This window comes from Allobosea sp. 10N428 (assembly GCF_056394545.1).
This window is the reverse complement of record NZ_JBFTIC010000007.1, coordinates 119,455-140,203: the sequence shown is the minus strand read 5'-3', so window position 1 is coordinate 140,203 and position 20,749 is coordinate 119,455. Positions and strand designations below refer to the sequence as shown.

The window sequence follows — 20,749 nt, the reverse complement described above, 5'->3', positions numbered from 1 at the left end:
AATCGCCCCGCCGGACACGTGCCAGTGCGGAATCTTATTTTCAAGTTGTTAACTATGGGTTGCACACGCAGCGCGACGTTGTGCCATGGCGCGGCGGCTGCCGCTGTGGCAGCGTGGCGCGATGTCGAACGATGCCGCCGCCCGCCCTCCCAGCTACACTGCCTTCGGCCTGCGCGCCGAGGCCGAGCCGCTGGCGCCGGGCCTGCACATCGTCGCCACCCCGATCGGCAACCTGCGCGACATCTCGTTCCGGGCGCTGGCGACGCTCGCCGCCGCCGACGCGATCCTGGCCGAGGATACCCGCACGTCGAAGACGCTGCTGGCGCATTACGGTATCTCGACGCCGCTCCTGCCCTATCACGAGCACAATGCCGCGCAGATGCGGCCGAAGGTGTTGGCAAAACTGCGCGAGGGGGGCAAGCTCGCCCTGATTTCGGACGCCGGCACGCCGCTGGTCTCCGATCCCGGCTACAAGCTCGTGGCCGAGCTGGTGGCTGAAGGCCTGCCGGTCACCGGCATTCCCGGCCCTTCCGCGGTGCTGGCGGCGCTGGTGCTGGCGGGGCTGCCGACCGACCGTTTCTTCTTCGAAGGGTTCCTACCGCCGAAATCGGGGGGACGTCGCACGCGGCTGACCGAACTTGCTACCATTCCCGGAACGCTGGTCTTCTTCGAATCGCCCCGCCGCCTCGCCGAGATGTTGGCCGATGCAGCCGCCGTGCTGGGCGCGAGGCCGGGGGCTGTCGCGCGCGAACTCACCAAGTTCTACGAGACGGTCAGGCGCGGCACCCTTCCAGAGCTGGCCGCCCATTATGATGGCGAGGAGGAGGCGCGCGGCGAGATCGTCGTGATCATCGGCCCGCCCGGCGCCACCGAGCTCGTCCCGACCGATGATGTGATCGACGAAAGGCTGCGCGTGGCGCTGGCCAGGGTCTCGCTGAAGGAGGCCGTCGCGCAGGTCGCAGCCGAGACCGGCCAGCCGCGCCGGAAAGTCTACGCGCGCGCCCTCGAACTCACCCGCGACCATCCGTGAGCGGAGCGGCGGCCGATCCGGGCAAGCGCAGCCGCAAGGCAAGACGCTCCGGGCTTACCGGCCACCGCGCCGAATGGCTCGCCATCCTCTGGTTGACCGCGAAGGGCTACCGGCTGCTCGAACAGCGCTTCGGCGGCAAGGGCGGCGAGATCGATCTCGTGATGAAGCGTGGCCGCACCGTGGCCTTCGTCGAGGTCAAGGCACGTGGCCGGCTGGAGGATGCGCTGACTTCGGTGACCCCGGAAAAGCGCCGTCTCGTCGAGCGGCGCATCCGGCACTGGCTCGCGCGCAACCCCTGGGCGAACGATCATCATCTGCGCGCCGATGCGGTGTTCCTGGCGCCCTGGCGACGGCCGCGCCATGTGCCGGCCGCCTTTGCGCTCGTCCTGTGACGCAAGAGCATTGCGCAAAAAAGTGGGTGCCGGTTTTTGCTGCAGAAATGCTCTAAGATTTTAAGATCGATCACGTTTTTCGAATTTTGACGATTCCGTCAGAATGCGACGTGATCGATGCCACCCACTTGCAGGAACCCCGCCCGCGGCCCGATAAGAACCGGCCGCAACAGGAAGGCCTGCCATGACTCTCTCCGTCGCTATCCAGATGGACCCGATCGAGCGCATCCGGATCGCCGGGGACACCGGCTTCTCCCTGATGCTGGAAGCGCAGGCGCGCGGCCACACGCTCTACACCTACACCCCCGACAAGCTCTCGATGCGCGACGGCAAGGTCACGGCGCCGATGCGCCCGGTCACGGTGCGGGATGCCGAGGGCGATCATTTCACGGCGGGAGCCGAGGAGAAGATCGATCTCTCGACGCTCGATGTCGTCCTGCTCAGGCAGGACCCGCCTTTCGACATGGCCTATGTCACCACGACGCATATGCTCGAGCGCATCCATCCGAAGACGCTGGTGGTCAACAACCCGGCCGAAGTCCGCAACGCGCCGGAGAAGATCTTCGTCACCCATTTCCCGGAGCTGATGCCGCCGACGCTGATCACCCGCGACAAGGCCGAGATCGAGGCCTTCCGCGACGAGCATGGCGAGATCGTCATGAAGCCGCTCTACGGCCATGGCGGCGCGACGGTGTTCAAGACCAGCAGGACCGACCCCAATTTCGGCTCGCTCTTCGACCTGTTCAGCAATCTCTTCCGGGAGCCCTGGGTGGTGCAGGGCTTCATCAAGGAGATCACCGAGGGCGACAAGCGCATCATCCTGATCGACGGCAAGGCGGCGGGCGCGGTCAACCGCGTCCCGGCGGTGGGCGACCTGCGCGCCAACATGGTCCGCGGCGGCGCTGCCCGGCCGACCGACCTGTCGAAGAAGGAGCTTGAAATCTGCGAGGCGATCGGCCCGGCGCTCCGCGAACGCGGCCTTTTGCTCGTCGGCATCGACGTCATCCACGGCAAGCTCACCGAGATCAACGTCACTGCGCCGACCGGCGTTCGCGCCATCAAGAAGCTCGGCGGGCCGGATCTGGCGGCGCAGCTCTGGGACGTGATCGAGTCGAAGCGCTGAGCCACGCCTGGCTTCTGATGGAGTGAACCCTCATCCTGAGGGCAGCCTCAGGCTGCGTCTCGAAGGATGATCTAACTTGCTCCGGAGCTTCCTGCATCCTTCGAGACGCTATTCCTTGGGAATGGCTCCTCAGGATGAGGGCTCGGAGGGCTGGATTAGACTAAGCCGCGACGCTGCCGCCGCTCAGCGGGTTCATCTCGTCCCAGCCATAGCGCAGCGTCTCGAAGCGCATCGTCAGCGCGTCGAGCAGCAAGAGCTTGCCGACCAGTGGCTCGCCGAAGCCGGTGATGGCGCGGATCACCTCCAGCGCCATCAGCGAGCCGAGGACGCCCGGCAGGGCGCCGAGCACGCCGGCTTCCGCACAGGTCGGGATCGAGCCGGGAGGCGGGGCCTCGGGGAAGAGGCAGCGCCAGGTTGGATTCGGCACGCCGTCCGGGCCGGTTTCATGGGCGCGGATCGTGGTCAGCGAACCGTCGAAGCGCCCCAGCGCCCCCATCACGACCGGCCGGTGCTCGTGGAAGCAGGCGTCGGAGACGGCATAACGCGTCGCGAAATTGTCGGAACCCTCGGCCACCACGTCGTAGAAGGCGATCAGCGCGCGGGCATTGTGCGGGTCGATGCGGGTGACATGCTCCTCGACCACGACGTTCGGGTTGAGATTGCGCACGAAGCGGGCGGCTGCGACAGCTTTGTGGGCGCCGATATCCTCGGTCGTGAAGATGGTCTGGCGCTGCAGGTTCGAGAGCGAGACGATGTCGTCGTCGACGATGCCGATCTTCCCGACGCCGGCTGCGGCGAGGTACTGGATCAGCGGCGCGCCCAGTCCGCCGGCGCCGATGACGAGCACGCGCGCATTCTTCAGCTTCTGCTGCCCCGGGCCGCCGATCTCCGGCAGCACGATATGGCGCGCATAGCGCTCGATCTCGTCGTCGCCCATCATCATCACGGCAGCGTAAGACCACTGCCGAACTTCGGCAATCGGCATGGTCGATTGCGGCATCGCCGAGCATGAACTTTGGCTGGCTTGGCCGCGCCGCCGAGCCATGCCATCGTGTCGCCATCGAGGGCCGGACAACGGCGCCCGGCTTCAAAGGGGATCGGTTCATGCGTCTGGGTTCTTTTGCGGCGGCACTGGCCGGTGTTGCGCTTTCGGCTGTGGCGGCGCTGGCGCAGCAGGCGATCAAGCCGGCCGTGGTCTATGACAAGGGCGGGAAATTCGACAAGTCCTTCAACGAGGGCGTCTTCATCGGCGCCGACAGGTTCAAGAAGGAGACCGGCGTCGATTTCCGCGATTTCGAGCCGACGAACGATGCCCAGATCGAGCAGGCACTGCGCCGCTTCGCCCGCGACGGCCATTCGCCGATCATCGCGGTCGGCTTCTCGCAGGCAACTGCGCTGCAGAAGGTCGCAGCCGAATTCCCCAACCTGAAATTCACCATCATCGACATGGTGGTCGACCTGCCGAACGTGCAGTCGATCGTCTTCAAGGAGCATGAAGGCTCCTATCTCGTCGGCCTGCTCGCCGCGATGGCCTCGAAGACGGGCAAGGTCGGTTTCGTCGGTGGCATGGATATTCCGCTGATCCGCAAATTCGCCTGCGGCTATGTCCAGGGCGTCAAGGCGGGCAAGGCCGATGCCGAGATCTACCAGAACATGACCGGCTCGACGCCCTCGGCCTGGGCCGATCCGGTCAAGGGCGGCGAACTCGCCAAGTCGCAGATCGATCGTGGCGCCGACGTGATCTACCACGCCGCCGGCGGCACCGGCATCGGCGTGCTCAGGGCCGCGGCCGATGCCGGCAAGCTCGGCATCGGCGTCGATTCCAACCAGAACGCGCTCCATCCCGRCAAGATCCTGACCTCGATGCTCAAGCGCGTCGACGTCGCCGCCTACAACTCCTTCAAGGCTGCGCAGGACGGCTCGTGGAAGCCGGGCATCTCCGTGCTCGGCCTCAAGGAAGGCGGCATCGACTGGGCGCTGGACGACGCCAACAAGGCGCTGATCACGCCCGAGATGAAGGCCGCGGCCGACAAGGCAAAGGCCGACATCATCGCAGGCACCGTCAAGGTCCACGACTACATGTCGGACCAGAAATGCACGATGTGAGCGAGGGATCGTGCCGACGGGACCGAATGATGCGCGGGGAACCCTTCTCCCGTGTGGGAAAAGGGCAGGGATGAGGGCCCGCCCTATCCGTAGAAGGTGCAGCGGCGGTCGCCTCGCCCCAACAATCAGCGGCGGTCCCTCACCCCTACCCCTCTTCCATCCAGGAGAGGGGTTCTACGTCGTGGTTCCCGTGCGATGATGGAGACCGTCTCGCCACCCGCCATTGAGCTCGTCGGGATCTCCAAGCGCTTCGGCCCGGTCGCTGCCAACAGGGACGTGTCCCTCTCGGTCGCGGCCAGCTCGATCCACGGCATCGTCGGCGAGAACGGCGCCGGCAAATCGACGCTGATGTCGATTCTCTACGGCTTCTACGAGGCCGATGACGGCGAAATCAGGATCGCCGGCACACCGCGCCGCATCCGTTCCTCGGCGGATGCGATCGCGGCCGGGATCGGCATGGTCCACCAGCACTTCATGCTGGTTGAGACGCTGAGCGTGGTCGAAAACGTGGTGCTCGGCGCCGAAGGCGGCACCTTCCTCACGGGCGGACTCTCGCAGGCGCGGACCGCTCTGGCCAGGCTCTCGCAGGACTATGGCCTCGTCATCGATCCCGATGCGATCGTCGGCGAGCTTTCGGTCGGCCTGCAGCAACGCGTCGAGATTTTGAAAGCGCTCTATCGCGGTGCGGAGATCCTCATCCTCGACGAGCCGACGGCGGTCCTGACGCCCGCCGAAGCCGATCAGCTCTTCGCCCTGCTCCGGGCCCTGAAGGCGCAGGGCAAGACCGTCATCCTGATCACCCACAAGCTGCGCGAGATCATGGATGTCACCGACAGGGTTTCGGTGATGCGCCGTGGCGAGATGGTTTCCCATGTCGCCACTGCCGAGACCTCGCCGCCGGAACTCGCCGAGGCGATGGTCGGCCGGCGCGTGCTGCTGCGGGTGGAGAAGCCGCCGCGCGAGCGCGGTGCGCCCGTCCTGGAGGCGGTCGGCCTGTCCTGTCGTGATGCGCGCGGGGCTGACACGCTTCGGGACGTTGGCTTGACCCTCCATGCCGGCGAGATCGTCGGCATCGCCGGTGTCGCCGGAAACGGCCAGAGCGAACTCCTTGAAGTGCTGGCCGGGCTGATCCAGCCGACGCGCGGTGTCATCCGCCTTGGCGGCGAGATCCTCTCGGGGACCAATCGCCATCCGGCGCGGCTGCGTGAACTCGGGCTGATGCATATCCCCGAGGATCGCCATCGCAGCGGCCTCGTCACAGCCTTCTCGGCCGCCGAGAACGCGATCCTCGGCTATCAGCACGATCCCGTCTTCGGTCCCGGCCCGCTGCTGTCGCCCGCCCGGATCGAGGCGCACGCGCGCGATGCCTTCGCCGCCTATGACGTGCGCCCGCCCGATCCGGCGCTGAAGACGGCAAAGTTCTCCGGCGGCAACCAGCAGAAGATCGTCCTCGCTCGCGAGATCGAGCGGCATCCCAAGGTTCTGCTGGTCGGGCAGCCGACGCGGGGCGTGGATATCGGCGCGATCGAGTTCATCCATCGTCGTCTGATCGAACTGCGCGATCGGGGCGTCGCGATCCTGCTGGTGTCGGTCGAACTCGAGGAGGTGATGGCGCTCTCCGACCGAATCATCGCCATGTGCGGCGGCCGGATCACCGGCGAGCGGGCTGGGTCCGCCGCTGATGAGCGCGAACTGGGCCTTCTGATGGCTGGCGTCGAGGAGGCCGCATGATGGAACAGAGGCTGACATTGGTGACGCTCGGCGTCGCCGATCTGGAGCGCTCGCGGCGATTCTATGGCTCGCTGGGTTGGCGCGAGATCGAGCCGCGGCAGGGCAGCGTCGCCTTCTTTCAGCTGAACGGCATCGGCCTGTCGCTGTTTCCGCGGGCCGAGTTGGCGAATGACGCGCATGTCGCCGACGGACCGACCGGCTTCTCCGGCATCACCCTTGCCCACAACCTGCGCAGCGAGCACGAGGTCGATGCGCTGTTCGCGGAAATGGTTGCGGCGGGAGCTACGGCGGTGAAGACGCCTCGGAAAGTGTTTTGGGGCGGCTATTCCGGATATGTCGCCGATCCCGACGGCCATCTCTGGGAGCTCGCCCACAATCCCTTCTTTCCGCTCGACTCCGCTGGCAACGTGACGCTCGCTGGATGACCGCGGCCCCGCTCGACCTGCCGCGCTGGGCCGATGTCGCGCTGGTGCCGCTGGTATCGGTCGCTGCCGCGCTGCTCGTGGCCGGGCTCGTCGTGCTCGGCATCGGCGAGAACCCGCTGGAGGCGACGACGCTGCTGTTGCGCGGCGCGCTGGGCAGCGCTGAGGGCATCGGCTTCACGCTGTATTACACGACGAATTTCATTTTTACGGGGCTTGCCGTTGCGGTCGCCTTCCATGCCGGGCTGTTCAACATCGGCGGCGAGGGGCAGGCGACAATAGCCGGCGTCGCGATGGCCGTTGCTTGCCTCGGCCTCTCCTGGGCGCCGGGCATCCTCGCGGTCCCGCTCGCGGTCCTGGCGGCGGCGGCGGGCGGCGCGTTCTGGGCTTTCATCCCGGGCTGGCTCCAGGCGAAGCGCGGCAGCCATATCGTGATCACCACGATCATGCTGAATTTCGTCGCGGCGACGCTGATCGTCTACCTCCTGCGCGAGGTGATCGGGAAACCCGGCTCGATGCAGCCGGAGACGCCGGATTTTCCGGCCCAGGCGGTGCTGACGCCGATGCATCAGCTTCTTGCTCCGCTCGGGCTGAGCCTCCCTTCGACCCCGCTCAACAGCGCCTTCCTGCTGGCGTTGATGGCGCTCTTCGCCGTCTGGCTGCTGATCTATCGCTCGCGGCTCGGCTACGCGATCCGCACCGTCGGAGCCAATCCGCGCGCCGCTGCCTATGCCGGCATCTCGCCGGCTGCCGTCACGATGGTCGCGATGGCGATCTCGGGCGCGCTCGCTGGCGGCCTCGCGGTCAATGAGGCGCTCGGCGTGCAGCATCGGCTGGTGCTTGATTTCACCGCCGGCTACGGCTTCGTCGGCATCGCCGTCGCCTTGATGGGGCGCGGCCACCCCGTGGGCGTCGCGCTCGCGGCCCTGCTCTTCGGCGTCCTCTACCAGGGCGGGGCGGAACTCTCCTTCGACAAGCCGGCCATCACCCGCGACATGGTGGTGGTGATCGGCGGCGTGCTCATCCTCTTCGCGGGAGCGCTCGACGGGCTCTTTCGTCGGCTGGTTGCGGGTGTGCTGCGCATCGGCCGGGGTGCCGTCTGATGGATTGGCTCCAGACGCTCGCCGTCGTGCTCGATTCGACGATCCGGTTGTCGATCCCGCTGATCTGCGCGGCGATGGCTGGCCTCTGGTCGGAGCGGGCCGGCGTCGTCGATATCGGCCTCGAAGGCAAGATGCTGATCGGGGCCTTCGCCTCGGCAGTCGCGGCCTTCGTCACCGGCTCGGCCTGGATCGGTCTTGGCGCCGGCATCCTCGCGGCAGTGGCGCTGGCGCTGGTCCACGGCTTCGCCGCCATCACCTGGCGCGGCAACCAGATCGTCTCCGGCGTCGCCATCAACATGCTGGCTGCGGGTCTCACGGTTGTCCTCGGCAATGCCTGGTACGGGCAGGGCGGGCGCACGCCCTCGCTGGAGGGTGCCGCACGCTTCGGCGAGTTGACGCTGCCCGTCGCGCCCTGGGCGCGGGAGCACGTCCCGATTCTCGGCCAGCTCTATGACGAGGTCGTCTCGGGCCATGCCGCGCCGGCCTATCTTGCCTTCGCCTGCGTTCTCGTGACGGCCTTCGTGCTGGGCCGGACGCGCTTTGGCCTGCGCATCCGTGCCGTCGGCGAGAATCCGGCTGCGGTCGATACCGCCGGTATCTCCGTTGCCGGTCTGCGCTATGGCGCGGTCGCGATCTGCGGCGTACTCTGCGGCATCGGCGGCACCTATCTCGCCGTCGCGCAATCGGCCGGCTTCCTGCCGCATATGACGGCTGGGCGCGGCTTCATCGCGCTTGCCGCCGTCATCTTCGCGAATTGGCGGCCCTGGCCGGCGCTTGGCGCCTGCTTGCTCTTCGGCGTGCTCGACGCGGTCGCGATAAGGCTTCAGGGCGTGACATTGCCAGGTATCGGCCTCGTGCCGGTGGAAGCGATCCAGGCATTGCCTTATCTGATGACCATCGTCCTGCTCGCGGGCTTCATCGGCAAGGCGACGCCGCCCAAGGCCTCCGGCCTGCCCTATGTCAAGGAACGCTGATTTGCCGGCCGCGCCCGATTTCGACACGCTCTTTGCCGCCGCCGCTGCGATCCAGCCGCGCGCCTATGCGCCCTATTCGCGCTTCAGGGTCGGAGCCGCGCTCCTCGGCGATGACGGCGCCGTTTATGCCGGCTGCAATGTCGAGAATGCCGCCTATCCGGTCGGCACCTGCGCCGAGGCCGGCGCCATCGCCGCGATGGTCGCCGGGGGTGGGCAGGCGATCCGCGCAATCCTCGTCTTCGGCGACGGCGCTGAACTCGTGACGCCCTGCGGTGCCTGCCGCCAGCGCATCCGCGAATTCGCCGCGCCCGAAACGCCGGTGGCGATCGCGGGGCCCGAAGGCATCCGCGCGCGTTTCACCCTGGCGGAGCTGTTGCCAGCCTCCTTCGGACCGGCCAATTTGCCGCGGTGATTTGCGACGGCTGCTGCGGTGGCCGGGGAGAGGGACTAATGGCGGCCGATCCGGTGTTCGATGAGGCGGCATCCGTGCTGGCCGCGCGTGGCATAGACACGATCGATTGCGCGCTTGTGCTGGGCACCGGCCTCGGCTCCATCGCCGAGGATGTGCAGGATGCAGTGCGGATCCCCTATGCCGAACTGCCCGGCTTTCCGCGCGGCGAGGTGTCCGGTCACGCCCGCCAGCTTTGCTACGGCACGCTGCATGGCCGCAAGGTTCTGATCTACCAGGGCCGCGCCCACTATTACGAGGGCGGCGATCCGGCCGTCATGCGCGTTCCGCTCGGTGTTCTCACGGCCTTCGGCTCGCCACCGCTGATCCTGACCAATGCGGCGGGATCGCTGTCCCCCGCCATGCGGCCGGGCAGCCTCGCCCTCATCACCGACCATATCAATCTCAATGGGCCCAATCCGCTGGTCGGCGACAAGGGCGACGGCCGTTTCGTCCCGATGGTCGATGCCTATGACCCGCATCTGCGCGGCCGGCTGAAGCGGGCTGCGCAGAAGGTGGCGCTGCCGCTCGGCGAGGGCGTGTACATGTGGTTCTCCGGTCCGAGCTTCGAGACGCCGGCAGAGATCCGCATGGCGAAGACGCTCGGCGCCGATCTCGTCGGCATGTCGACGGTGCCGGAGGTCATCCTGGCGCGGCGCCACGACATCCGCGTCGCCGGGCTCTCCATCGTCACCAATATGGGCGCCGGCCTGCAGGGCGGCGCGCCGCACCATGCAGAGACACGCGATGTCGCGGCTGTGGCGGCCGGCGCGCTGCGGCGCCTGCTGCGCGCCTTCCTTTCGGAGCTCTGAGCTATGTCGGACGCGGATATCGCCAGGCGCGCGCTCGCGCTGCTCGATCTGACCGATCTCGCCGACGACGCGACCGCCGACGGCGCGCGCGACCTGTGCCGGCGCGCCGTCTCCGGCCCGGTGCCGGTCGCTGCCGTCTGCCTCTGGCCGCGCTTCGTCGCCGTGGCGCGCCAAGCGCTCGGCGACAGCCCGGTGCGCATCGCGACGGTGGTGAATTTCCCGGAGGGCGACACCCCGATCGCGCCCGCCATCCGCGAGACCGAGGAGGCGCTCGAGGCTGGCGCCGACGAGATCGACCTCGTCCTGCCCTGGCGCGCCGTGCTGGCCGGGCAACTCGCCACAGCGGCCGCCATGGTCCGCAACGTCAAGATGCGCTGTGGCGACAAGCTGCTGAAGGTCATCCTCGAATCCGGCGAATATCCCGATCTCGACAAGGTCAGGGTCGCGTCCGAGCTCGCGATCGCGGGCGGCGCCGATTTCATCAAGACCTCGACGGGCAAGACGGCGCACTCGGCCAGCATTCCGGCGGCGCGTGCCATGCTCGGCGTGATCGGCATGACGGCGCGCCCGATCGGGCTCAAGCCCTCGGGCGGGATCCGCACCCTGGCTGATGCGAAGAGCTACCTTGCTCTCGCCGATGCGATGATGGGGCCGGATTGGGCAACGCCCGCAACCTTCCGTTTCGGTGCGAGCGGTCTCTACACCGCGCTCATCGAGGAAATCGGCGGCGCTGCGCCCGGAGCGCCGCCGCGTGGGAGCTACTGAATGCGCCTGACCCAGGAGATCATCGCCGCCAAGCGCGACGGTGCCGAGCTGCCCGATGCCGATATTCGCCAGATCATCGCCGGTTTGACCGATGGCTCGGTGAGCGAAGGACAGGCGGCCGCCTTCGCCATGGCGGTCTATTTCAACGGCATGAACGAGAAGGAGCGCGTCGCGCTCACCCTCGCCATGCGCGATTCCGGCACCGTGCTGCGCTGGGACGACCTGCCCGGCCCCGCCCTCGACAAGCACTCGACCGGGGGCGTAGGCGACACGGTGAGCCTGCCTTTGGCGGCCGCGGTGGCGGCCTGCGGCGGCTACGTCCCGATGATTTCCGGTCGCGGCCTCGGCCATACCGGAGGCACGCTCGACAAGCTGGATGCCGTGCCGGGCTATGTCACCCAGCCGGGCATCAATCTGTTCCGCAAGGTCGTGCGGGAGGTCGGCTGCGCCATCATCGGCCAGACCGCCGATCTCGCCCCGGCCGACAAGCGGCTCTATGCCATCCGGGACGTGACTGCGACGGTCGAAACGATTCCGCTGCTGGTCTCCTCGATCCTGTCGAAAAAGCTCGCCGCCGGGCTGCACGGCCTCGCCATGGATGTGAAGTTCGGTTCCGGCGCTTTCCTGCCCGACTACGCCAAGGCACAGGCGCTGGCGCAGGCTCTCGTCGCCGTCGCCAACGATTCCGGGCTGCCGACACACGCGCTCTTGACCGATATGGACGAGCCGCTCGCCTCGGTCGCCGGCAATGCGCTCGAGGTCGCCTATGCGCTCGACCATCTGACCGGCCGCCGCCGCGAGGCGCGCTTCCATGAGGTCACGGTCGCGCTGGGCGCCGAGATGTTGCTCCTGGGCGGGCTTGCCGCCGATCTCGATGCCGCGCGCGAAAAGATCGAGAATGCCTTCGCCTCGGGTGCGGCGGCCGAGCGCTTCGCGCGGATGGTGGCGGCACTCGGAGGACCGGCGGACCTGCTGGAAAAGCCGGCAAATCATCTCGCCGTTGCGCCGATCGTCAAGCCGGTCTTCGCCGAAACGGCCGGGTCGGTCATCGCGGTCGACACGCGCGCGGTCGGGCTTGCGGTCGTCGCGCTCGGTGGCGGCCGCGTCCGCCCGCAGGACCCGATCGACCATGCCGTCGGCATCGTCGAACTGGCTGGCATTGGAACCGAGATTGGCGCGGAGCGTCCGCTCGGGATCATCCACGCGCGCGACGAGGCGCAGTTCGCCGCGGCGAGTGCGCGCTTGCGCAAGGCCTATCGGATCGGTGAGGGTGCGGCGCGCGGCCGGCTCGTCGCGGAACGGATCACGGAGAGGGTGTCGGCATGAGTTTGCTTCTGGCCATGACGGGCTGGCATGTCGAGGACTGGCGCGCCAGGTTCCAGGCGCTGCTGCCGGAGATGCCGATCGTGGTTCTCGGCGAGCCCTTCGACCGCCGCGCCGTCCATTATGTCGCGAGCTGGAAGCACCCGGCCGGCAGCCTGACCGGCCTGCCCAACCTCGCCGCCATCTTCTCGCTTGGCGCCGGCGTCGATTTCCTCTTCGCCGATGACAAGCTGCCGGCGGTGCCGATCGCCCGCGTCGTCGATCCCGATCTGACCACGCGGATGAGCGAGTACGTCGTGCTGCACTGCCTGATGTATCTGCGCCAGCAGCACCGCTACCTCAGCCAGCAGCGCGAAAGGCTCTGGGAGGACGATCGCAACCAGCCAGCGGCCCGTTCGGTTCGCGTCGGCATCATGGGGTTGGGCGAGCTCGGGCAGGATGCCGCCGCCAAGCTCAAGGTCATCGGCTTCGACGTGGCCGGCTGGAGCCGCTCGCCGAAGAGCATCGAGGGGCTGCGCACCTTCTCGGGTGAGGAGGGCATGAAGGAGTTCCTGGCGCGGACCGACATCCTCGTCTGCCTGGTGCCCCTGACGCCGGAGACGCGCGGCATCATCAACGCCGGGCTGATCGCAGGGCTGGCGCAGGATGGTCGCCTCGGTGGTCCATGCGTGATCAATGCCGGGCGCGGCGGCCTGCAGGTGGAAGAGGACATCCTGGCGGCGCTCGAAGCCGGGACGCTGAAGGGCGCGACGCTCGATGTCTTCGAGACCGAGCCGCTGCCGCCCGCCTCGCCGCTCTGGACCCATCCGGGCGTGACGATCACGCCGCATAACGCGGCGATGTCGGAGCCTGAAGCGATCGCTTCGCTGATCACGGCGCAGATCAGGCGCCTGGAAGCCGGCGAGCCCCTGCAGCATGTGGTCGATCCGGCCAGGGGGTATTGAAGGATCGGCCGCTTCTGCGGCTGTTCAGCTCCAGTCCTCATCCTGAGTGCCGCGAGAGCGGCGTCTCGAAGGATGGTTCGAGCGTACACTGGAACACCCTTCGAGACACAGGCTTCGCCTGTTCCCCAGGATGAGGGCTGGTGAGTTCAAATGCCCCGTCACCGAACGGTCGCAGCGCTGTCGTTGGGGCGCAATCCCGGCGCGCGAAGCGGGTTGGTCATTTCCAGCCCGGAGAATTTCATGCGCTCGTCGCTCGTCATTGCCCTGCTCCTGTCCTCGACCGTTCTCGCCGGGGCCCAGGACGCCCAGAAGGAGTTTCCGTCGAAGCTCGTCGGTCACGCCCTGCTGCCGGCGAACACGATCATCCCGGCTCCTGCCGATGCGCCGGCCGATCTTAAGGTGTCCGGCAAGTTCGTAACCCCGGGCAAGCGCGTCGAAACCGTCGGTTCGGTGATGGGCACCTCGGGCGGCCGCCCGACAGGTCTTTCCACGCCCTTCGCCGGCCAGCCCGTGCAGGGCTTCTCCGGCATCCGCTCGCTCGGCAATGGCGAGTTCCTCGTCCTGACCGACAACGGCTTCGGCTCCAAGGTCAATTCGCCCGACGCGATGCTGTTCTTCCATCGTCTCAAGGCCGATTTCGACAAGGGCGCGATCGAGCGTCTCTCGACCACCTTCCTGCACGACCCCGACAAGAAGGTGCCGTTTCGCATCGTTCATGAGGGCACCGAGAAGCGCTATCTGACCGGCGCCGACTTCGACCCGGAATCGATTCAGCCGATCGGCGGCAAGTACTGGATCGGCGAGGAGTTCGGCCCCTATCTCATCCGCGTCGATGCCAACGGCAAGGTCGAGGCGGTGTTCGAGACCACGGTCGATGGCAAGCCGGCCCGCTCGCCTGACCATTACGCCGTGACGACGCCCGGCGCACCGAACCAGTCCGTCGAATTCAATGTCCGCCGCTCCAAGGGCTATGAGGGCATGGCGCAGTCTCCGGACGGGCGCTTCCTCTACCCGCTGCTGGAGGGTCCGCTCTGGAACGCCGAGACCAGGGGCAATGAAGAGGTCGACGGCAAGGAAGTGCTGCGCATCCTCGAATTCGATGTCGCCAACGAGAAGTGGACCGGCCGCTCCTGGTTCTTCCCGCTGGAGCAGAAGGGCCTCGCCATCGGCGACTTCAACATGATCGACGCGACGACGGCGCTGATCATCGAGCGCGACAACGGCGAAGGCACTGCCGACAAGGCCTGTGCCGCGGGCCAGAAGGGCCCGGATTGCTTCCACGACCTCGCCAAGTTCAAGCGCATCGTGAAGATCGAGATGACCGACGCCAATGTCGGCAAGCCCGTGCGCAAGATCGGCTTCATCGACCTGATGAAGATCGCCGACCCCGACAAGAAGGCGAAGCAAGGCGCCATCGACGGCGTGCTACCTTTCCCGTTCTTCACCATCGAGAACTTCGACGTCGTCGATCTCGCCAAGGGCATTATCGTCGTCGGCAACGACAACAACCTGCCGTTCTCGTCCTCGCGTGATCCCAAGAAGGCGGATGACGACGAGCTCGTCCTGCTCTCGGTGAAGGAACTGCTCGACGCGAAGTGAGAACACCCGCATCGCCGGCTCGATTGGCGCAGCGATGCGGCTCATGTCGTCTTGCCCGGCAGTCGGATTCGATCGGCCGCCGGGTGTTCCTACTCTGTTCTTGAGCCGTTGCTGTCCTGAGCGTATAATAAAAACGACCAAGCGCCTCATGCGCGAGGCGTAGTGGTTGGATGATCGTCACCGATGGAGGTGATCATGTTGACCGCGAATACAAACGTCAGGCGACCGCAGGACTGGTGTAATCTGATCCTGGCCGGGCTGCTGTTCTTCTCACCATGGTACATGGGCTTCGTCGGCGACTTCGTGCCGACGCGCAATGCCTGGATCGTCAGCGTGGCTCTCGCCGTGATTGCGGTCGCTGCGCTTTCGGCTTTCGCCGAATGGGAGGAATGGCTGAATCTCGCGCTCGGACTCTGGCTGGTCGCCTCGCCCTGGATGCTGGGCTTCACCGGTAACCTCCGCGCCTTCTGGCCTCACATGATCGTCGGCCTGCTGACTGCGGCGATCTCGGGCTGGGCAGTCTGGGATTATCGGCACGAGCCGCACGCGGCGGCGTAGGGAGCTTCGCGTTTCCCGCCGCTCCAGAATCGACCCGGCGCGATCTAGCTGCGGAGCGCGCCGGGGCCGGCCACCGCGGCCGGCGGGCATTTGCCCGAGATGATCATGCCCAGCACCTCGTCCTGGGTGACGTCGGCAGTGCGCGCCGTGCCGACGACCTTGCCATTCTTCATCACCGTGACCCGGTCGGCGAGATCGAAGACGTCGTGCAGGTCGTGGCTGATCAGGAAAATGCCGATACCCTGCTTCTTCAACTGCAGGATCAGCTCGGCGACCTGCTTCGTCTCGGCCGGGCCGAGGGCCGCTGTGGGCTCGTCCATGATCAGCACGCGGGCGTTGAAATAGATGGCGCGCGCGATCGCGACCGACTGGCGCTGGCCGCCGGAGAGCGCCTTCACCGGCTCCTTGAAGCGGCGGAAATGCGGGTTGAGCCGACCCATCACCTTGCGAGTCTCGGCCTCCATCGTCGCATCGTCGAGCGTGCCCCAGCCGGAGAGTAGCTCGCGCCCGAGAAAGATGTTGGCGGCGGCATCGACATTATCGGCGAGTGCCAGCGTCTGATAGATCGTCTCGATGCCCTGCTGCTTGGCGTCGCGTGGGCTCGTGATCGTTGCTTCCTCGCCATTCACGCGGATCGTGCCGGCATCGGCCCGGTAGGCGCCCGACAGAATCTTGATCAGCGTCGACTTGCCGGCGCCGTTATGGCCGAGCAGGCCGACGACCTCGCCCGGCATCAGGTCGACGCTCGCACCATCGACGGCCTTGATGCCGCCGAAGGCGATCGAGATGTCGCGCATCTCGATCAGCGGCGTGCCCTGGCCCGGATGGGTGTCGGCGAGACCAGCCGATTCCGTGATGCTCATCGCTCCCTCCTCAGCTCAGCCGCTTGCGGTAGACCCCGTCGAGCCAGACCGCGAGGACGAGGACGATGCCGACGACGATGTTCTGTAGCGGCGCGTCGACGCCGATCAGCACCATGCCCGATTGCAGCGACTGCATCACCAGCGCGCCGAGCATGGCGCCCGCGATGGTGCCGACGCCGCCCGCCAGTGAGGTGCCCCCAATGACAGCGGCAGCGATGACATAGAGCTCGTCGAGCGTGCCGGCGGCGTTGGTCGAGGCGTTCAGGCGCGCCGTCGAGATGCAGGCGGAGATGCCGACGAGCACACCCATCAAACCGAACACCAGCATCAGTACCTTGCGCGTGTTCACGCCGGAGAGCTGGGCGGCCTCGGGGTTGCCGCCGATGGCGAAGACATAGCGGCCGAAGCGCAGGCGGTTGGCGATGAAGGTGATGATGACGCCGACCGCGAGCGCGATCAGCACGGGAACGGCAAGCCCGTGGCCGATGGTCAGGCCGCCCTCAGGCCATATGCCGCCTTTCGCCTCGGTGAGGCGCCGGGCGATGCCGGCGGGCAGCGCATAGGCGTTCGCCACCATCACCGTCGCCAGAACCGTGGCGCAGCCGAGCCCGGCGATCGTGATCTCGGCCCAGAGCGGGCGCAGCAGGAAGCCGAAGCGCTTGCGGCGGCGCCGGATCAGCGCTGCGCCGATTGAGATCGCGGCGCAGAGCGCGATGCCGATCGCCCAGGAGGCGCTTGTGCCGATCGCGCCCTCGACGCCGCCGCCGAGCGGTCGGAAACGCGAATCCATCGGCGCGATCGTCTGGCCCTGCGTCACCCACCAGGCCGCGCCGCGCCAGATCAGGAGGCCGCCGAGCGTGACGATAAAGGAGGGGATGGCGAGATAGGCGATCAGCGCGCCCTGCAGCAGCCCGACGAGCCCGCCGAGCGCCATCGCGAGCAGCAGGCTGACGACCCAGGTCAGCGGGTGCTCGAAGCCCCAGAGCTCGGGCAGGAGCCGGACCTGCACGAGCCCGACCACCATGCCGACGAAGCCGAGCATCGAGCCGACGGAGAGGTCGATGTTGCGGGTGACGATGACCAGCACCATGCCGCAGGCCATGATCGCGATCGAGGCGGTCTGGACCAGCAGATTCCAGAGATTGCGCGGCGTCAGGAAGGCGCCGTCCGACAGCCAGTTGAAGCCGAGCCAGATCACCGCGAGCGCGGCGACCATGCCGATCATGCGCGGATCGAACTCGATCTCGCGCAGACGATCGGCAAGGCTGCGCTCATCCTGCGCCGAATTGGCCGGCGCGGGTGCCACGTCAGAGCCGGACGATGTCAGATGGGATCGCATAGCGACCCCATCTGACATCCGAATCCGTCTCTCATCAAAAATCTGGAGCGCGAAAAACCGGTTCCCAATTTATCGCAGCCTGCTCTAGTCACAGGCCTTGACCTTGCCGGACGCGACGCCCTGGCAAACCGCCGATTTCGGTGCCCAGCCGGCCTCGATCACGACGGCGAGGTTGTCCTTCGTCACCGGCACGGGCTTGAGGAAGAGCGCCGTCATCTTCTGCTTGGAAGGGCCCTGGTCCCAGGCAGCCGAACCCGGGATCTCCGAGAGCTTGGCGCCGCCGGCGAGCTTCAGTGCAATCTCGGCGGCGTTGCGACCGAGTTCGCGCGCATCCTTCCAGATCGTCACGGTCTGGGTACCCAGCGCCACGCGGTTGAGCGCCGCGCGGTCGGCGTCCTGGCCGGAGACGGGCACGGAGCCGGAGAGCCCCTGTGCATCCATCGCCGCAATGGCACCGCCCGCGGTGCCATCATTGGCGGCGATGACGGCATCGACCTTGTTCTGGTTGCGCGTCAGGATCTGCTCCATGTTGCGCTGGGCGTTCGCCGGCAGCCAGCCATCGGTGAAGGCTTCGCCGACATTCTTGATCTTGCCGCCGTCGATCGCCGGCTTCAGCACCTCGATCGAGCCCTGATAGAGGAAATTGGCGTTCGGGTCGGAGCTCGAGCCCTTGATGAAGACGTAATTGCCCGCCGGCTTCGCCTTCTGGATCTCGCGCGCCATCATCCGGCCGACCTCGACATTGTCGAAGGTCAGATAGAAGGCCTGCGGAATCTCGATCAGCCGGTCATAGCCGACGACGCCGATGCCCTCGTTCACCGCCTTCTCGACGGCGGGACGAATGGCCTGCGCGTCCTGCGCCAGCACGATGATCGCCTTGGCGCCGCGCGCGATCAGGCTCTCGACATCGGTGAGCTGCTTGGCCGGCGATGACTGCGCATCGGCGGAAAGATAGGTGCCGCCGGCTTTCTCGACCGCCGCCTTGATCGCGGCCTCGTCGGTCTTCCAGCGCTCTTCCTGGAAATTCGACCAGCTGACCCCGATGACCGGGCCTTTCGATTGCCCGAAGGCGCTTGCGTGAACGGATAGGGCGGCAACGGCGATGCTCGCCGCGAGGACGAAACGCTTCATCACACTGACCTCCTGAGCTTCCTCTGCCGCAGACTCTCAGGCTTCTCCGAGCCCCCAAGGCGTCCGGCGCACGAAGCTCAGCCTAGCCGCCGGAGACTGTCAAGCAGGCGAAGGGACGGCTCGGGCAGCGTCAGACGACGCGCTTGTCGGGAGAGTCGCAGAGGTCGTTCTGGATGCAGCGCCCGCATTCTGGCCTCAGCGCCTTGCAGGTGTAGCGCCCATGCAGGATCAGCCAGTGATGGGCATGGCGGCCGAACTCCTCCGGGATCGCCTTCTCCAGCCCGAGCTCGACCTGCAAGACGTTCTTGCCCGGCGCGATCCTGAGCCGGTTCGAGACGCGGAAGACATGGGTGTCGACCGCATGGGTGATCTCGCCGAAGGCGATGTTGAGCACGACATTCGCGGTCTTGCGGCCGACGCCCGGCAGGCTTTCCAGCGCCTCGCGCGTGGTCGGCACCTGCCCGCTGAACTCCGCGATCAACTTCTCGCAGAGCGCGATCACGTTCCTTGCCTTGGTGCGGAAGAGGCCGATCGTCTTGATGTAGTCGCGCACCTTGTCCTCGCCGAGCGCCAGCATCTTCTCCGGCGTGTCGGCGATGGCGAAGAGCGGGCGCGTCGCCTTGTTGACGCCGGCGTCGGTCGCCTGCGCCGAGAGCACGACGGCAACCAGCAGCGTGAAGGCGTTCACGGATTCCAGCTCGCCTTTCGGCTCGGGATTGGCGGCTTGGAAACGCGCGAAGATCTCGCGGATTTCGGCCGGCTTGCGGGCGCGCGGCAACGTGATGCGCTTGACGGGGGCGCGGGGGCGGGCGGGCCTGTTCTGCGGGTCCATGACGGCGTTATAATGCCGCCATGGACCCCGGCAAGAGCCCTGCCAGCGAGATTCCTGCCAGCGGTAGCACCGACGCCATGAGGCGCCCGGTCTTCGACGCGACGATCACGCCGCATCGCTCGCTCGGCCAGAACGGCTTTCGCATCGTGATGACGCTGGTCTGCCTGGCGAGCCTGATCTCCTCGATTCCCTTCGTCGTGCTCGGCGCCTGGCCGGTGGCCGGCTTCTTCGGCCTCGACGTGCTCGCGCTATTCGTCGCCTTCCACGTCAATTTCCGGCATGCGCGTGCCTTCGAGCGCATCGTGGTGACGCCGCTGGAGGTCTTGCTGCGCAAGGTCTCGCATCACGGCCGCGAGGCGATCTGGCGCTCCAACCCCGCCTGGACGCGGCTCGAACGTCAGACCGATGAGGATTACGGCCTGCTCGGCCTCACGCTGGTCTCGCGGGGCCGGAGCGTCGCGGTCGCCACCGCGCTCTCGCCGCGGGAGCGCGCCGGCTTCGCGGATGCGTTGGGAAAGGCGCTGGCGAGCGCCCGGCGCGGCCCCGATTATGGCGCATCCTGAGACGATCAGCCCCTGCGGGCGAGCCAGATCGTGCGGCCGCCGCAGCTTGCGTCCTCGACGACATGCGCGACCACGGAGAAGCCGTTCTCCGCCAGAAGCGCGCGATACTCCTCCGGCGCCAGGCTGCCATGATAGAGCGGCTCGCCTTCGAAGGAGCCGATCGCTTCGCCATGCGAAGGTCCGCTGGTGAACATCAGCGCTGCGGTCGCGGTGGCGTGTTCGGCAAAGACCGGGAACATCGCCCGCTGATCCTCCGGCGTCAGGTGGAAGAAGCTGTCCCAGGCGATCAGTCCGTCGAAGCGGCGGCCGAGCACAAGGCGGCGCATGTCCTGCACATGCCATTCGGCCTGCGGGAAACGCTGGCGGCACAGTTCGATCAGTGCCGCGGCAGAGTCGATCCCGGTGATGGCGCGGTTCCTGCCGAGGAAGTAGCGGGCGATCGGCTCGCCCGAGCCGCAGCCGATATCGAGGATGGCGGCATGCTCCGGAACAAGCGCGAGGAAACGGTCGAGCCACGCGCCTTCGAACAACGTCTTGCCGCGCAGCCGGTCGAAGGCAGCGGCGTGTCGCTCGTAGAGATCGATGATAGCGCTGGAGGCGGTCGCCATTGTCCGTCCAAAATATGGGGGTCTCTTGGGCTCGGAAACTATAGCGGCTGCAAGCCAGCCCTTGTCAGCTTTCGGGTGGGAAC

Annotated in this window: 22 protein-coding genes; 16 read left to right on the top strand and 6 right to left on the bottom strand. The window is 67.0% G+C overall.

Going from position 1 to position 20,749, the window contains the following annotated elements:
* Nucleotides 1-121: 121 nt before the first annotated feature.
* The 3 genes from rsmI to gshB all read left to right on the top strand — a co-directional run bounded on the left by rsmI (nucleotide 122) and on the right by gshB (nucleotide 2,545).
* Nucleotides 122-1,030, top strand: coding sequence for a 16S rRNA (cytidine(1402)-2'-O)-methyltransferase (rsmI, locus tag AC1DDA_RS20805; RefSeq protein ID WP_476797264.1), 909 nt, complete (start codon nucleotides 122-124; stop codon nucleotides 1,028-1,030).
* Nucleotides 1,027-1,422, top strand: coding sequence for a YraN family protein (locus AC1DDA_RS20800; RefSeq protein ID WP_476797198.1), 396 nt, complete (start codon nucleotides 1,027-1,029; stop codon nucleotides 1,420-1,422). The genes rsmI and AC1DDA_RS20800 overlap by 4 nt, the downstream gene beginning before the upstream one ends.
* A 184-nt stretch (nucleotides 1,423-1,606) precedes the next feature.
* A complete protein-coding gene (gshB, locus tag AC1DDA_RS20795) occupies nucleotides 1,607-2,545 on the top strand; it encodes a glutathione synthase (protein ID WP_441509999.1) in 939 nt (312 codons plus the stop codon).
* A gap of 160 nt (nucleotides 2,546-2,705) precedes the next feature.
* On the opposite strand, the gene AC1DDA_RS20790 is transcribed toward gshB, so the two are convergent.
* Nucleotides 2,706-3,488, bottom strand: coding sequence for a HesA/MoeB/ThiF family protein (locus AC1DDA_RS20790; RefSeq protein ID WP_476780208.1), 783 nt, complete (start codon nucleotides 3,486-3,488; stop codon nucleotides 2,706-2,708).
* Between the two features lie 161 nt (nucleotides 3,489-3,649).
* Between AC1DDA_RS20790 and AC1DDA_RS20785 the strand changes: the two genes are divergently transcribed.
* From AC1DDA_RS20785 to AC1DDA_RS20730, 12 genes are all read left to right on the top strand, one after another.
* Nucleotides 3,650-4,651, top strand: coding sequence for a BMP family lipoprotein (locus tag AC1DDA_RS20785; RefSeq protein ID WP_476797197.1), 1,002 nt, complete (start codon nucleotides 3,650-3,652; stop codon nucleotides 4,649-4,651).
* A 195-nt stretch (nucleotides 4,652-4,846) separates the two neighbouring features.
* The gene (locus AC1DDA_RS20780) at nucleotides 4,847-6,382 is read left to right on the top strand and encodes an ABC transporter ATP-binding protein (protein WP_476797196.1); all 1,536 of its coding nucleotides are present in this window, start codon (nucleotides 4,847-4,849) and stop codon (nucleotides 6,380-6,382) included.
* Complete coding sequence (locus AC1DDA_RS20775) at nucleotides 6,379-6,807, top strand: VOC family protein (RefSeq protein ID WP_476797195.1); 429 nt, start codon at nucleotides 6,379-6,381, stop codon at nucleotides 6,805-6,807. Before AC1DDA_RS20780 ends, AC1DDA_RS20775 begins: the two co-directional genes overlap by 4 nt.
* On the top strand, nucleotides 6,804-7,907 hold the full coding sequence (locus AC1DDA_RS20770; RefSeq protein WP_476797194.1) for an ABC transporter permease: 1,104 nt from the start codon (nucleotides 6,804-6,806) through the stop codon (nucleotides 7,905-7,907). Before AC1DDA_RS20775 ends, AC1DDA_RS20770 begins: the two co-directional genes overlap by 4 nt.
* Complete coding sequence (locus tag AC1DDA_RS20765; protein WP_476797193.1) at nucleotides 7,907-8,881, top strand: ABC transporter permease; 975 nt, start codon at nucleotides 7,907-7,909, stop codon at nucleotides 8,879-8,881. Before AC1DDA_RS20770 ends, AC1DDA_RS20765 begins: the two co-directional genes overlap by 1 nt.
* A 1-nt stretch (nucleotide 8,882) precedes the next feature.
* Complete coding sequence (locus AC1DDA_RS20760; protein WP_476797192.1) at nucleotides 8,883-9,293, top strand: cytidine deaminase; 411 nt, start codon at nucleotides 8,883-8,885, stop codon at nucleotides 9,291-9,293.
* 38 nt (nucleotides 9,294-9,331) lie between these two features.
* Entirely contained in the window at nucleotides 9,332-10,141 is an 810-nt protein-coding gene (locus AC1DDA_RS20755; RefSeq protein ID WP_476797191.1) for a purine-nucleoside phosphorylase, read from the top strand.
* Nucleotides 10,142-10,144: 3 nt separating this feature from the next.
* A complete protein-coding gene (gene deoC / locus AC1DDA_RS20750; RefSeq protein WP_476797190.1) occupies nucleotides 10,145-10,906 on the top strand; it encodes a deoxyribose-phosphate aldolase in 762 nt (253 codons plus the stop codon).
* Complete coding sequence (gene deoA / locus AC1DDA_RS20745) at nucleotides 10,907-12,232, top strand: thymidine phosphorylase (protein ID WP_476797189.1); 1,326 nt, start codon at nucleotides 10,907-10,909, stop codon at nucleotides 12,230-12,232.
* Nucleotides 12,229-13,173 (top strand): 2-hydroxyacid dehydrogenase, encoded by a 945-nt coding sequence (locus AC1DDA_RS20740; protein WP_476797188.1) that lies wholly within the window; start codon nucleotides 12,229-12,231, stop codon nucleotides 13,171-13,173. Before deoA ends, AC1DDA_RS20740 begins: the two co-directional genes overlap by 4 nt.
* A gap of 240 nt (nucleotides 13,174-13,413) precedes the next feature.
* Nucleotides 13,414-14,772 (top strand): esterase-like activity of phytase family protein, encoded by a 1,359-nt coding sequence (locus AC1DDA_RS20735; protein WP_476797187.1) that lies wholly within the window; start codon nucleotides 13,414-13,416, stop codon nucleotides 14,770-14,772.
* Nucleotides 14,773-14,967: 195 nt separating this feature from the next.
* Nucleotides 14,968-15,330 (top strand): SPW repeat protein, encoded by a 363-nt coding sequence (locus AC1DDA_RS20730; protein WP_476797186.1) that lies wholly within the window; start codon nucleotides 14,968-14,970, stop codon nucleotides 15,328-15,330.
* A gap of 44 nt (nucleotides 15,331-15,374) precedes the next feature.
* Here the strand turns inward: AC1DDA_RS20730 and AC1DDA_RS20725 are convergent, their stop codons facing one another.
* The 4 genes from AC1DDA_RS20725 to nth form a co-directional block, all read right to left on the bottom strand.
* The gene (locus AC1DDA_RS20725; protein WP_476797185.1) at nucleotides 15,375-16,193 is read right to left on the bottom strand and encodes an ATP-binding cassette domain-containing protein; all 819 of its coding nucleotides are present in this window, start codon (nucleotides 16,191-16,193) and stop codon (nucleotides 15,375-15,377) included.
* A gap of 10 nt (nucleotides 16,194-16,203) precedes the next feature.
* Nucleotides 16,204-17,532 (bottom strand): sugar ABC transporter permease, encoded by a 1,329-nt coding sequence (locus tag AC1DDA_RS20720; protein WP_476797184.1) that lies wholly within the window; start codon nucleotides 17,530-17,532, stop codon nucleotides 16,204-16,206.
* Between the two features lie 84 nt (nucleotides 17,533-17,616).
* Nucleotides 17,617-18,663 carry a D-xylose ABC transporter substrate-binding protein gene (gene xylF / locus AC1DDA_RS20715; protein ID WP_476780126.1) on the bottom strand — a complete coding sequence of 349 codons (1,047 nt, stop codon included), beginning with the start codon at nucleotides 18,661-18,663 and terminating at the stop codon, nucleotides 17,617-17,619.
* Nucleotides 18,664-18,793: 130 nt separating this feature from the next.
* On the bottom strand, nucleotides 18,794-19,495 hold the full coding sequence (gene nth / locus AC1DDA_RS20710; protein ID WP_476797183.1) for an endonuclease III: 702 nt from the start codon (nucleotides 19,493-19,495) through the stop codon (nucleotides 18,794-18,796).
* Between the two features lie 20 nt (nucleotides 19,496-19,515).
* On the opposite strand from nth, the gene AC1DDA_RS20705 reads away from it, so the two are divergent.
* Nucleotides 19,516-20,058, top strand: coding sequence for a DUF2244 domain-containing protein (locus tag AC1DDA_RS20705; protein ID WP_441509982.1), 543 nt, complete (start codon nucleotides 19,516-19,518; stop codon nucleotides 20,056-20,058).
* Nucleotides 20,059-20,063: 5 nt separating this feature from the next.
* Here AC1DDA_RS20705 and AC1DDA_RS20700 read toward each other — a convergent pair whose 3' ends face one another.
* The gene (locus AC1DDA_RS20700) at nucleotides 20,064-20,666 is read right to left on the bottom strand and encodes a class I SAM-dependent DNA methyltransferase (RefSeq protein WP_476797182.1); all 603 of its coding nucleotides are present in this window, start codon (nucleotides 20,664-20,666) and stop codon (nucleotides 20,064-20,066) included.
* Nucleotides 20,667-20,749 lie beyond the last annotated feature (83 nt).

Coding starts and splice junctions, on each gene's coding strand:
- AC1DDA_RS20775 (WP_476797195.1), top strand. CDS start 6,379: ATGATGGAACAGAGGCTGACATTGGTGACGCTCGGCGTCGCCGATCTG.
- AC1DDA_RS20730 (WP_476797186.1), top strand. CDS start 14,968: ATGTTGACCGCGAATACAAACGTCAGGCGACCGCAGGACTGGTGTAAT.
- AC1DDA_RS20740 (WP_476797188.1), top strand. CDS start 12,229: ATGAGTTTGCTTCTGGCCATGACGGGCTGGCATGTCGAGGACTGGCGC.
- AC1DDA_RS20755 (WP_476797191.1), top strand. CDS start 9,332: ATGGCGGCCGATCCGGTGTTCGATGAGGCGGCATCCGTGCTGGCCGCG.
- AC1DDA_RS20700 (WP_476797182.1), bottom strand. CDS start 20,666: ATGGCGACCGCCTCCAGCGCTATCATCGATCTCTACGAGCGACACGCC.
- AC1DDA_RS20705 (WP_441509982.1), top strand. CDS start 19,516: ATGGACCCCGGCAAGAGCCCTGCCAGCGAGATTCCTGCCAGCGGTAGC.
- deoA (WP_476797189.1), top strand. CDS start 10,907: ATGCGCCTGACCCAGGAGATCATCGCCGCCAAGCGCGACGGTGCCGAG.
- AC1DDA_RS20770 (WP_476797194.1), top strand. CDS start 6,804: ATGACCGCGGCCCCGCTCGACCTGCCGCGCTGGGCCGATGTCGCGCTG.
- AC1DDA_RS20720 (WP_476797184.1), bottom strand. CDS start 17,532: ATGCGATCCCATCTGACATCGTCCGGCTCTGACGTGGCACCCGCGCCG.
- AC1DDA_RS20790 (WP_476780208.1), bottom strand. CDS start 3,488: ATGATGATGGGCGACGACGAGATCGAGCGCTATGCGCGCCATATCGTG.
- rsmI (WP_476797264.1), top strand. CDS start 122: ATGTCGAACGATGCCGCCGCCCGCCCTCCCAGCTACACTGCCTTCGGC.
- AC1DDA_RS20780 (WP_476797196.1), top strand. CDS start 4,847: ATGATGGAGACCGTCTCGCCACCCGCCATTGAGCTCGTCGGGATCTCC.
- gshB (WP_441509999.1), top strand. CDS start 1,607: ATGACTCTCTCCGTCGCTATCCAGATGGACCCGATCGAGCGCATCCGG.
- deoC (WP_476797190.1), top strand. CDS start 10,145: ATGTCGGACGCGGATATCGCCAGGCGCGCGCTCGCGCTGCTCGATCTG.
- AC1DDA_RS20735 (WP_476797187.1), top strand. CDS start 13,414: ATGCGCTCGTCGCTCGTCATTGCCCTGCTCCTGTCCTCGACCGTTCTC.
- nth (WP_476797183.1), bottom strand. CDS start 19,495: ATGGACCCGCAGAACAGGCCCGCCCGCCCCCGCGCCCCCGTCAAGCGC.
- AC1DDA_RS20765 (WP_476797193.1), top strand. CDS start 7,907: ATGGATTGGCTCCAGACGCTCGCCGTCGTGCTCGATTCGACGATCCGG.
- xylF (WP_476780126.1), bottom strand. CDS start 18,663: ATGAAGCGTTTCGTCCTCGCGGCGAGCATCGCCGTTGCCGCCCTATCC.
- AC1DDA_RS20725 (WP_476797185.1), bottom strand. CDS start 16,193: ATGAGCATCACGGAATCGGCTGGTCTCGCCGACACCCATCCGGGCCAG.